The 11,866-nt window shown below is 40.4% G+C and carries 12 protein-coding genes and 1 pseudogene; 4 read left to right on the top strand and 9 right to left on the bottom strand.

What is annotated here, in order from left to right:
- The 7 genes and pseudogenes from QZT73_RS14105 to QZT73_RS14075 all read right to left on the bottom strand — a co-directional run.
- Positions 1 to 279: pseudogene (locus QZT73_RS14105) on the bottom strand (hypothetical protein); the annotation flags it as partial.
- Between the two features lie 215 nt (positions 280 to 494).
- Positions 495 to 1,202, bottom strand: coding sequence for a hypothetical protein (locus tag QZT73_RS14100; RefSeq protein WP_291788789.1), 708 nt, complete (start codon positions 1,200 to 1,202; stop codon positions 495 to 497).
- Positions 1,203 to 1,215: 13 nt separating this feature from the next.
- Entirely contained in the window at positions 1,216 to 1,548 is a 333-nt protein-coding gene (locus QZT73_RS14095) for a hypothetical protein (protein WP_291780984.1), read from the bottom strand.
- Positions 1,532 to 2,023 (bottom strand): sigma-70 family RNA polymerase sigma factor, encoded by a 492-nt coding sequence (locus QZT73_RS14090; RefSeq protein ID WP_291780987.1) that lies wholly within the window; start codon positions 2,021 to 2,023, stop codon positions 1,532 to 1,534. The genes QZT73_RS14095 and QZT73_RS14090 overlap by 17 nt, the downstream gene beginning before the upstream one ends.
- A 68-nt stretch (positions 2,024 to 2,091) precedes the next feature.
- The gene (locus QZT73_RS14085; RefSeq protein WP_291780990.1) at positions 2,092 to 2,268 is read right to left on the bottom strand and encodes a hypothetical protein; all 177 of its coding nucleotides are present in this window, start codon (positions 2,266 to 2,268) and stop codon (positions 2,092 to 2,094) included.
- A complete protein-coding gene (locus tag QZT73_RS14080) occupies positions 2,265 to 3,665 on the bottom strand; it encodes a hypothetical protein (protein WP_291780993.1) in 1,401 nt (466 codons plus the stop codon). Before QZT73_RS14080 ends, QZT73_RS14085 begins: the two co-directional genes overlap by 4 nt.
- A gap of 148 nt (positions 3,666 to 3,813) precedes the next feature.
- The gene (locus QZT73_RS14075; protein ID WP_291780995.1) at positions 3,814 to 5,217 is read right to left on the bottom strand and encodes a sugar porter family MFS transporter; all 1,404 of its coding nucleotides are present in this window, start codon (positions 5,215 to 5,217) and stop codon (positions 3,814 to 3,816) included.
- Between the two features lie 163 nt (positions 5,218 to 5,380).
- Between QZT73_RS14075 and QZT73_RS14070 the strand changes: the two genes are divergently transcribed.
- The 4 genes from QZT73_RS14070 (at position 5,381) to QZT73_RS14055 (ending at position 9,243) form a co-directional block, all read left to right on the top strand.
- The gene (locus tag QZT73_RS14070; protein WP_291780998.1) at positions 5,381 to 6,418 is read left to right on the top strand and encodes a ThuA domain-containing protein; all 1,038 of its coding nucleotides are present in this window, start codon (positions 5,381 to 5,383) and stop codon (positions 6,416 to 6,418) included.
- A gap of 230 nt (positions 6,419 to 6,648) precedes the next feature.
- The gene (locus QZT73_RS14065; protein ID WP_291781001.1) at positions 6,649 to 6,885 is read left to right on the top strand and encodes a hypothetical protein; all 237 of its coding nucleotides are present in this window, start codon (positions 6,649 to 6,651) and stop codon (positions 6,883 to 6,885) included.
- Positions 6,886 to 6,947: 62 nt separating this feature from the next.
- Positions 6,948 to 7,799, top strand: a complete 852-nt coding sequence (locus QZT73_RS14060; RefSeq protein ID WP_291781004.1) for a sugar phosphate isomerase/epimerase family protein — start codon at positions 6,948 to 6,950, stop codon at positions 7,797 to 7,799.
- Positions 7,800 to 7,857: 58 nt separating this feature from the next.
- Entirely contained in the window at positions 7,858 to 9,243 is a 1,386-nt protein-coding gene (locus QZT73_RS14055) for a sulfatase (RefSeq protein WP_291788787.1), read from the top strand.
- A 244-nt stretch (positions 9,244 to 9,487) separates the two neighbouring features.
- Here the strand turns inward: QZT73_RS14055 and QZT73_RS14050 are convergent, their stop codons facing one another.
- Together QZT73_RS14050 and QZT73_RS14045 are read right to left on the bottom strand one after the other, a co-directional pair.
- Complete coding sequence (locus QZT73_RS14050; protein ID WP_291781009.1) at positions 9,488 to 11,203, bottom strand: hypothetical protein; 1,716 nt, start codon at positions 11,201 to 11,203, stop codon at positions 9,488 to 9,490.
- 28 nt (positions 11,204 to 11,231) lie between these two features.
- Entirely contained in the window at positions 11,232 to 11,681 is a 450-nt protein-coding gene (locus QZT73_RS14045) for a nuclear transport factor 2 family protein (RefSeq protein ID WP_291781012.1), read from the bottom strand.
- Positions 11,682 to 11,866: the final 185 nt, after the last annotated feature.

Below are 11,866 nucleotides of genomic sequence, written 5' to 3'. Positions count from 1 at the left end.
ATTTCCCCAACCCAACGCCATATCCAATCCGGCAACCAAATTATCAACGATAAAGTATCCTGCTTTTGGAGCTATAAATAAATTATTGTAGTTAGTTTGACTAGAAAGATCATCATCAATAAAAGTTTTTTGCCTAGAAAAAGAAAGGTTCATCATTCCGGAGGGCTCAGATAACCCTACATTAGTTCCTGCACCAACCAAAAATCGGCCTTTTTCGGTTTGGGCATGCACTGAAAAACAGATAAGAAAGAAGAAGCTTAGAATATTAATTTTTTTCATATTGGGCATCAATTTGGAGAACTAAAAGTTCAATATACCAAAACTAATACTATAACACAAAAGATTAAAGATTTATATCGTTCAGGGTATTTGATTTAACCCAAAAACGTATAGTTTATAAAATAACAAACTATTATTTTAATATTCATACAGGCTTCGATTAAGGGTACTCCAAATCAAAAAAAGTTCTAATTGGGAAAGATAAAAGCCTACATCTAATCAAACTTATATTTGATATCTTTTTTCAATGTTATAATTACAACGCCATTTTTACCTTCTTCACCATACAATTCCCAAGCAGAATTTCCTTTCAGAACCGAGATATTTTCTATTCCATTTGGATCCAAGTCTAAATTATCTACTCTTGAAACTTTTTTCTCTTGGCTACCTTGTCTTATGAGAAAGATAGGTTGCCCCTCAGAACTCGTAGTTATTGAGACTATATTTTTGGTGCTATTACCGAAGGATTGGAAGGAAGTATGGATTGGCTCTTTTGCAACTCTTCCATAAAGCTTAGTATAGGATGGTGGTGTGTACTTCAATATATCCAATTCAGCTTGCTGACTTTCCGAAAGTTCATTTTTGATGGCTACAAGCGTTTGTAATTGCTTCTTTTTGAGCTGGTTTTCTAATGAAAGCACCAAATCCATTTGATTTTCAACCATTGAATATTCAACTTTTTGACCTGACAGCATGTTTTTCAGTTTCTTGTTCTCATTATCGAGGTCCCATTTTAGAGCTCTAAAGTCTGCTGCATTTTGACCATGGATTTTTTTGATTTTTTCTGCCTGCTGTTCGGTCAATGATATAAAATCCCGATTGGCCATCACCAAATCAGCAGCATACAAAGTTTCTTTAAAGATATCCTGTGCATAGCTTTGGTTGATGATCAAACAAAAACATAAGACTAGTAACTTTTTCATGGTTTTTTTTGGTTTAAAACTCGGTTAATAAGGAACTACTTGGTGCTTCCCACACATCCAGACTGGATTTGCTTTCAATGAAAAAAAGTTGTTCCTGATTTTCATTTTCAATAAGCTGAATGATAACCATATCCTTTTCCAGATTAAAATCCTTTTCATCGGACTGCAGCATCCAAAGGGCTAAAAAGAATGTAGCGGCTATTCCTAGGGGCAACCATTTCCAAATCCTGAAATTTGACTCTTTATTAATTTCGAATTCCGGAATAGCCAGTTTGCGGTCTTTTTCTTTCCACTCAGAAAAAAACAGATCCAACTTCTTGTATTCCAAATCACCCTGACTGCTCATTTGCTTTTATCTTAAGGATTAATTGTTTGAGATTTTTCTTTGCCCTATCGTAATGCGTTCTTGCAGTACCCAGATGTACACCCATGACCTTGGAAGCTTTTTCCAATGTTAGTCCATGATAAAAAACCAACAAAAGGACTTCTCTTTGCTTATCAGGAAGTTGCCTGATCAGTTTTTCATGATTGATTTCAGGTTTCACATCTTCATCAAACCTTACCTCCGCCCCATCTTCTAAAGGATATACCCTTAATTCTTTTTTTATATTTTCCATTGCCGTATATCGGATCACCGAAAACAACCATGTCTTTAGGCTAGAATCTCCATTGAATTTGGCTTTATTCTCCAAAATTTTCAGGTAAACCTGTTGGAGCACATCCTTAGCCAGCCAATCTTGAAAATTGCAACACTGTCTAGCCCATATGTAGGCCTCAACATGCAATTCTTTGATGATTTGTTCCAATTGGTTTGGCTTCATATCTATACCTTAGTGTCAAAAAACTAAGAATATATGACAAGGTGAAAAAAAATTCAAAAATAAATCCTTTAACCCTCTCCCCTTTTGCTAACCCAATCCATTAAGGCAAGGCCTATAAACCATAAAAAGGTGCAAATCACCAATCCGGTTTTTAATTGGAAATCATTCAATGCTCCAGTGAAATAACGCAAAGCAAGGATCAACATCACTACCAAAACCAAAATAGGATACCACAGCTTTTTCATTTTTTCTGTAAAGTTTTACTGAACAATAAATACAAAACCCCACAGGTAATCCATGCCGGTAAGGTAAAGAAAGAAAGGAAAACTCCTTGGTAAACAGATAGACTATAAAAAACTGCCATACTGATCAACCAAGCTAACAATACAGCCCAATTGAATTGAACTTTAAAAAAAGCCGCATAATCTTTTTTCAAGCCAAATCTATCTGCGTAATAATGCTCAAAGAAAATTACTGCTCCTATAGGTGCCAAAATAAATCCATAAACTGCCACAAAGTCGAGTAATTTCATCGCAAATGCTGGAAACAATCCTGCAATGGTAGCAATACCTCCAGTCACCATAGTGACCTTCACTGTCGAACTTTTAGGGAAAATGGCTTGAAAAGCCAATCCTGCTCTGTAAATTGTCGGGTTGGCAGTAGTCCAACCTGCCACCAATACACAAATCAGTCCTGCAATGCCTACCACCTCGTAAGCCAAGGGTCCCGGCGCTACCGGAGGCAGCCCTCCACTGGCAAATATGGCCGCAGCTTCGGGACTTTTCAAATACAAAGCAAACATTAAACAGGCAGAAATCCAGGCCATAAAATGCCCTACATACATCCCTGCAGCTGTCATCCAACCCACAGAGTTTTTGTCCGCATAGCGCAGGACTGATAGGTCTGACATGCCCAAATGCATGGCGGCATTACAAAACCAAGCGAAAAACAATACATGCCAAAAGGTAAACTTGATCTGTCCGGGAAATGGCTCTGAGCCTGTACCCCATACTGCCCAAAGATCAGAAAAACTTTCTACTCCCAATCTCTTGGCAGCCACGATTCCTGCAATCAAAAACACCATGACCATCCATGGAGCAGCGATATTGGAAAATTTGGATACCGCATCATAGCCTTTAGCAGCCACAATAGAAATTACCGTTCCCACGCCCAATACCACCAAAACCCAGGAAAGGCTGTTAGGGGTAGTATCCGTCAAGGCAGGCATGGGCATGTCAAAAGGAATGCCCACAGCTGTAGCGGAAACAGTGATCATGGCACCGGCCAAAAAACAGAATAAAAGGCCATTGGCCAAATTGTACCCAGTAACCAGCTTTCTCCCAGCAATTTTCTCTAATTTGAAATAAAGGGTCAGTCTTTCCGCTGTAGCAATGGGCGTCGTAATGTACCTCCAAGTCAGGACTGCCAGAAAATTACCCAGCAACAATCCAACTATCAGGCCGAAAGCAGATACGCCGGCTGTTAGGAAAAGCGGTCCAATGACGAACTCTGTTCCAGCTGCATGTTCACCGGCATACATGCCCAGAAATTTCCTCCAATCCTTGAACTGGGAAGATGGAACAGGTTGGCGTTCAAATTCACCTGCATGGGTATTTGTTTGCAGGCCAGCTGAATTTTCCATAGGTCGCATTGGGTTGAAATTGAAAAATACAAAAATTCAGGGAAGATTGCTGTCCTGTATTGTCCTGTCCCAAAACATTGTGATAATCGGAAATTTTCCGGTTATCCTACCAAACTTTTACCTAATCCAGGTAAGCAATCAATCTTTATTAATTGATGAACTGCTTTTCTATTTCCTCTAATGTTTTCCCCTTGGTTTCCGGTAGTACCATTTTCAATACAAAAAACCCAAGCAAACAAATCAACCCATACAACCAGAAATTATTGGCCCAGCCCAGGTTTTCTTTGATGGTCGGAAAACTGAAAGTCAGCGTGAAATTACCCACCCAATGCGCCAAAGCTGCAATTGACATGGCTGCCCCTCTCACCCTTGTCGGGAAAATCTCTGACAGCACCACCCAAAGCAAAGGGGCGAGGGTAAAAGAATAGAACATTACATTGGCCAAGACGAGTAAAACCACCACAACACCTCCCAACTCATGATAAAAGGTCAATCCTATCAGCAGGTACAGAAAGGCCATGGCAGAAGTCCCGATCAGCAATAATTTCTTCCTTCCAAATTTATCCACCGTGAAAATGGTAATGAATACTGAAAGCACCATGACCGAACCGATCACTACAATGTTCAGCATCATCTGCTTTAAGGTGTAACCTGCTGCCTGAAAAATATCAGCTGCGTAATAGATGATGACATTCACCCCACTCCACTGCTGAAGAAAAGAAAGGAACACACCTATACCAATAAATTTCAGGATGCTTTTCTGGAAAAGCTCTTTGAAATTTACCCTTGCAAGATTTTCTTTTGAAAGAGTAGAATTGATTTCAGAAATCGATAAATCTGCATAAAATTCCCCTCCTATCTTGGTCAGGACTTCTTTGGCTTTTTGAACTTCTTTATTCTTTACCAACCACCTGGCGCTTTCCGGAACAAAGAACATCAACATAAAAAAGAGAAAGGCCGGAACAAACTCTGCAGCAAACATCCAGCGCCAACCATAATTCCCCACCCAGCTCGATGCAATCTGCTCAAAGGTCGCCATATCTGGAAGATCTTTATCAACTATGGAAATCTGCCAGTTGATCAGTTGTGCCAACAACACCCCAATCATTACCAAAAGCTGATTAAAGGTTACGAGCATGCCTCTTTTTTCAGGTGGGGCAATTTCAGCAATGTAAAGCGGAGAAAGATTCAAGGCAATTCCCATAGCTACCCCGCCCATTATCCTGTAAAAATTAAACCACCAAAAGGTATCCGCTAAGGCTGTTCCCAAAGCGGACAAGGAAAATAGCAAACCTGCAAAAATCAAAAGCCTCTTTCTTCCAAATTTGTCACTTACCCATATGCACAAGGCAGCACCTATCATGCAGCCCACTAAAGCGGAACTGGTTCCCCAACCTTGCTGACTGGGCAGCGTGATATTGAAATAAGGTTCATAAAAAGGCTTAGCCCCACCGATAACTACCCAATCATAGCCAAAAAGAAACCCACCCAAAGCGGCGGTCAGGCTGATTAACCAAATGTATCTTTGATTGTACTTAATTTCGGTGGCCACGAATCAGAAGTCTAAAGCGGGTTAAATAGGTTTTCGTAAGCTAATTATTTGGATGCTATCAAGCAATATAATGGTTTTGGTAAGTTTTTAAGAAAATAATGATGCAAAACTTTTTTTATCAGGCTTTTAAAAATAATTTAAAAGCATATTCAAAACACAACCTATGAACCACTTGAACATGACCAACCCTATAAAGGCATTAATGATGCTTTGCATGGCCTTTTTTATATTGATAGGCAACAGTTGTATAGCACAGGAGGGAAAAACTTGGCTACGGTTTGAAGGAAAGGAAGGGCCTGGTAAAGGCAAACACATCGTACTGGTAAGCGGGGACGACGAATACCGTTCTGAAGAAGCCATGCCTATGTTGGCCAAATTACTGGCCCAACATTATGGATTTACCTGTACGGTGCTATTTCCCATTGAGCCTGAAACAGGCCATATAGTTCCTTCCTATCAAAACAACATCCCTGGTCTCGAACATTTGGAAAAAGCTGATTTAATGATTTTGTCAACCAGATTCAGGGAATTACCCGATGAGCAAACCCAACACTTCCATAATTTTCTTCTGGCTGGAAAACCGATAATTGGCTTGAGGACTGCTACCCATGCTTTCCATTATGAAAAAAACAAAACCAGTCCCTTTGCCAAATACCATTGGATGGGTAAAGAACCAGGATGGGAAGGTGGATTTGGACAGAAAATCCTAGGCGAAACCTGGGTAGCGCATCATGGTGACCATGGTACTGAAGGAGCAAGGGCATTGATTGATGGCATCGCCCAACAGCAGGACCACCCGATATTAAGAGGTGTAAAAGATATCTGGGCTGCATCAGACGTATATACAGTAAAAAATATCCCCAAAGAAGCAGAGGTTTTGATCTATGGGGTACCGACTTCGGGAATGACTCCTGAATCGCCCATCAACTGGGAGAAATCCATCATGCCTATGGCCTGGACCAAGGATTACCAAATCGAAGGTGGGAAAAAAGGAAAAGTATTCACCACCACCATGGGCGCTTCCATAGACCTAATCAGCGATGACCTGAGGCGATTAATTGTCAATGGGGCTTTTTGGGCTTTGGATATGCCTGATAAAATTACAGCAAATATGAATGTCTCCATTGTAGGAAATTACGAGCCATCCATGTTTGGATTTGGAACATTCAGAAAAGGAATGAAGGTGGAGGATTTCAGGTAAAAAAAGATGTTAGACTTTAGACACTAGATTGAAGATTAGGAATTATTAATGAATGTTGAACCAAAACGGTCAATGGTAGTTTTTAAAATTTGGCATTTACAGATAGGAAATGACAGTTATTGAAACGTCATGCTGAGAATTTAACATTTAGGGGAATGTACAGAAAGGGTAATGACAAAATTGCTCGTCATACTGATCCCGAGTAATTCGGGAGAAGTATCTCCTTAACTTTGGGAGATTCTTCGCTTCCCGCAATTCTTCGGGACAGGCAGTTCCTCGCTCAGAATGACGGTTCCGGTAATCTGTCAATGGTATTTAGGGAAAGACAGAATGAACCAAGTACAAAGTACCATAGCCTGCCCCGAGCATCGGGGTACCAAATAGGGTTTCAGGAAATGAAAGAAATGCTACATCAATTACTGACCAAGCAATTGAAAAGGGATAATTTATCCTTAAATTTCAAGTAAAGCCTTCGACTCCGCTAATTCACCAATAACTCAATTAACCAATAACCTTAATCCAATAACCCATGAACAAAATCGGATTCAATGTCCTGGCCTGGTCGGCCAACATGTCAGATGAACTAAAACCTATCTTGGACAGGCTTAAAAAAATCGGTTATGATGGGGCTGAATTTTTTGTAGGCTCTCCCAATGAAGCGGCATACAAAAACGTAGGAAATTATTGCCGCGAGATTGGTTTGGAAGTCACTACTGTTTCTGTCTTAAGTCCGGAAGAAAACCTGATCAGTGCTGATGCAGCTATCCGACAAAAAGGATTAGAAAAGATCAAATGGATCATTGACCGCTCACATGATCTGGGTTCGCAAGTCTTATGCGGCCCTAATCATTCTGCCTTTGCTACTTTCTCGAAAGCTGCCCCACAGGAAGTAGAATACGATAGAAGTGCCGAAATGCTCCATCAGGCAGGAGATTATGCCGCACAAGCAGGAATGATAATAACTCCGGAAGCATTGAACCGCTTTGAATGCTACCTCTGCAACACCATGGAGCAATTGGGGCATTTGCTGAGCAAAGTCAATCATCCGAATGTAAAGGCGATGTTTGACACCCATCATGCCAATATGGAAGAAAAAAAATTGGGCGATGCCATCAGAAGCATCGGTTCCCGGTTGGCCCATTTCCATATCAGCGAAAACGACCGTGGTACGCCCGGTTCAGGACATGTGCCTTGGGATGAAACTTTTGCCGCCTTGGCTGAAATCCAATACAAAGGTTGGCTGACCATTGAAGGCTTTACCCGAAACGATCCCGACTTTGCCAATTCTATTGGAGTTTGGAGACAATTTTCCGAGCCTTGGGATATGGCAGAAAATGGATTTATTCATATCAAAAAAATGATGGCAAAACATGGATTATAAACTGGAAAATTTGCCTTAAGGCAAGTATGCTACTAAACCGTATAAATCCTGGCCAAAAATGATAAGATTCATTTCATTATCCCTCTTTGTATTCTTTCATCTGGGTCTTCAATGTTTTTCTCAGGAAAACAGGCCAAATATTATCTTTATTCTGACGGATGATCAAAGATGGGATGCTTTGGGATTTGCAGGAAATGAATTGATCCATACACCAGAAATGGATAGGTTGGCCAAAGAGGGGCTGTTTTTTGAAAATGCATTTGTGACCACGCCCATCTGTGCGGCAAGCAGGGCAAGTATTTTAACAGGAACTTATGAAAGAACACACGGGTATACTTTTGGTCAGGGAGAAATCAAGCCCGAATTTATTGATCAATCTTATCCTGCCTTGTTGAAAGAAAGTGGCTATCACACTGGTTTTTTCGGCAAATTCGGTGTCAATTATTCAGGGTTTGAATCCTTATTTGATGTGGGTGAAAATTACGACAGGCTGGACCGATTTAAGGACAGGCGGGGTTATTTTTATAAAACAATTGATAGCGACACTGTCCATTTGACCCGATATACCGGCCATAAGGCCATTGAATTTCTCCAGCAAGCTCCTCTTGAAAAGCCGTTTATGCTATCCTTGAGTTTCAGTGCCCCTCATGCCCATGACCCAGCTGAGGAACAGTTTTTTTGGGACAGGCCATTCAATACATTGTATGAAGGCCAGTATTTCCCGAAGCCACCGTTAACGGATCAGAAATACTTTGATGCCCTGCCGTTGTACGTTCGGGAAGGAGAAAACCGTAACCGTTGGTATTGGAGGTTTGATACAGCTGAAAAATACCAGAGAAGTATGAAAGGGTATTTTAGGATGATTTCGGAAATTGATCATGAGATTGGGCTGATAAGGAAGGAGCTGGAAAAACAAGGTAAGGACAGAAATACCGTCATCATTTTCACCAGTGATAACGGTTATTTTTATGGAGAGCGTCAGTTGGCCGGAAAATGGTTGTTGTATGATAATTCACTGCGGGTTCCCATGATCATTCATGACCCCCGATCCACACAATCGGGCATTGTCAAAGACATGGTTTTGAACATAGACATTGCACCCACTATTTTTGATCTTGCTGGAATTGATAAACCTAAAAGTTGGCAAGGCTTAAGCTTGGCGGGATTTTTAAATGAAAACAGTGCTGAATTTGAACGTACAGAATTTATTTGCGAGCATCTCTGGCAGGTGGATATCATAGCGTCGAGTGAAGGTATCAGAACAGAAAAATGGAAATATTTCCGATACATCAATGATCCACAGCATGAAGAACTGTACGATTTGGAATCAGATCCAATGGAAAAAAACAACCTTGCGATGAATCCTGCATTCTGGAATCGTTTATTGGAAATGAGGAAGCAATTTGAGGAAAAAGAAAAGGAAATGAGACACCGGAAACCTTAGTACTATTAATTTGATTGTAGAGATAATAGCTCCTTATGAAAAGTAAATGGCCAAGCCTTATTCAGATAGAACAAAAACTGATTCAAGCTAGGGATTTTGGCTTTTTTAACCGGCATGATTACATCTATACAAAAAAAGTAATATTGCTAAAGCATGTAAACCAATTTTTATTTTATTCACAGTAAAGTGAATTGGTGCTGAACGCAAAGTCCTATGAGGATACCTAATCCTGTTGTTTGAAGCCTTATTTTGGAGAATTCAAGACTTTTTCCTGCCTGATTACTATTGGTACGTACCCAGCTTCCTTTCCCACTGGCGGGCTGACAATCAGTTCGGGATCTATGGTTACCAACTTTCCAGTACTAGGTGGTGCCATATATTCCTGTTCGATTGTCCAGTGCATGTGAATTTGTTCAACAAATTTCTGAAGCCTATCCTTTTCCTCTTCACTCCAACCAAATTGTTGGAATGAAGGCTGATCAATAAATCTATACCATTTATAGGTAACAGTTGACCCATCTTTTAATTTTGCTTTATAGGCTTGAGAAACAGGGCCAGGATTTGTCCAAGCTCCTTTATCCGGTGAAGTATAGGGCAGGCTTTTATCGATGATAAAATTCCCCTCAACAATTTCATTTCCATTTCTCCAATTCACATATTTACTTTCAGATTCTGCCTTGGGAAATTCCATTTTTTTCAACTCTTCAGGAACTTCCTCATGGCTTACGGCCACGCGTTGATCCCCCACTTGTTTGAAATATTGGGGAAAAAGACCTGGTTTAGAAATTGGATTTTCTTTCCAGTGCAACCCAAAAGCATTTGAATCTGTGATTGTGGTTTGCAAGATTTCTTCCAAACCCGTGATTTTATTTCCACCGTTGTTTAAACTTGCTCCTTGATCCAGAGATATATCTCTGGGATTTAATTCCGGTTTCCAGTTATGTCCTTCATCAAATTTACCGAGATAAACTTTTCCATCTTTCTTCCATTCCAAAAGGTAATCAAATAGTGCGGCTTTTGAGTAATAAGTGACATCCTGAACAAGGACTGATTGGCCATGTTCATTCAGAGGGAATTGAAGCTGCGGTATTTTGATATATAAATCTCCCTTATTGTCTCTCATTTCAAAGGAGGGCACTGTATTGATTTCCATGGCTCCTCCGCCACCCATAGTCCCCGGCCTGACATCCAATCCCATTCCTTCAATGGCTTTATACTCATTGGATAATCTGCTCCACATTTCAGGGATATAGAAAGCGACGGGTCCTTTGAAGTTTTCTGAATTTAAAAAAAGCGTCCAACTCTGATTTCCAGTCGGTGGGGGACCAGGTTTTGCGTCAGTTAAGGGAAGCGCCATGTGGGTATATCCCAAAAACCTTCCTTCCAGGTCCCCTTCAAAGGTAATTCCATCAGGTGGAATTAAAATTCTATTGCTTAATTGGGCTATTCCCAATTGATCATCCGGCAAAGCTTCTGCTCTATAAAAGAAGGGCCAACCAGGAGAAGCTATTTCTGAATTATAACAATCCGGTACGCCGTTCATGCTGAATTTTGGGGATCCATAATGGTATCTGTTTCCTCTCCAATATCCCAATCCACCTTCCTGAGTCTGGAAGACACTCGCCCAGGTTGGCCCTCTTGGTTCCCATGTCCGGGCTATCGTTCCTTCGGGGCAGCAGGGGATATCTTTGTTGTCGGGATTATCAGGAGTAATCCAATTGCCAGGAAGACCTATCTGGAATCCCGCCAAAGGTTGTTCAACTAAGGGCCATACTGCTGTATAAAAGCCGATTCCGGCTCCAAAACCTTCGGGGCGTTTTAAAGAACTATATCCAATATATCCATGCAGGCCATTGCTGTTTGCTGTAATGTTTTCAGATTCATAAGCTTTCTCCTTTTTATTGGAACTGCATCCTATGAATAATGAAACAACAAATAAAAAAACGTATCGAGTCAGCATAGAAGTCTTGTAAAGATTATTCAAAATATTATTTCAAATCCTCATCAGGAATCGCCATAGTATGGTTGGCCAAAAGCCAAAACTTCCCTTCCATTTTCACATAAGTCCGCATAAAATGATAGGTTACAGGACTTGGAGGCCTATCTACCAGGGTGATTCCACTCACCACTCCTGTATTCCCGAATAGAATTACTTTTTGATCTTTGGAAATCCTGCTTTTGGTATTGTCTGCCAATCCTGCCTGAATCCTTTTGGCCCTTTTGATCACTTCCTCCCTACTATCTATTAGGCTCGCATGGTTATGGACCCAGATAAAATCTTCTGCCAAGAAATTCTCCAAGAAAGCAACATCTGAATTTAATAAGGCTTTCTCCCAACCTAAGTCAAGCGCTAGAAGGGATTCGTGCTCCTCAGTTTGAGCAATTGAATTTCCTATTAAAACAATAAATAATAAAAAAACTAAGGCTATTTTCTTCATAATCGGTTATAGGTTAATGGGCATCTGGGGTTCTTAATTTTTTTAATTATTTCGATACAAATAAAAAGGATTTGGGTTAATAGGGGATTTTTTCAACTGAATCATTTGACCCAGGAGTCTAAATCTATTTTCACTTTTCCCCCTAATCTTTTTGTTTCTCTAATCCTCTTACTTTGTATCCCGAT

The sequence above is a fragment of the Cecembia sp. genome, assembly GCF_007126775.1.
In the GTDB taxonomy this organism is placed as follows: domain Bacteria; phylum Bacteroidota; class Bacteroidia; order Cytophagales; family Cyclobacteriaceae; genus Cecembia.
This window is presented reverse-complemented; position numbering and strand designations above follow the sequence as displayed.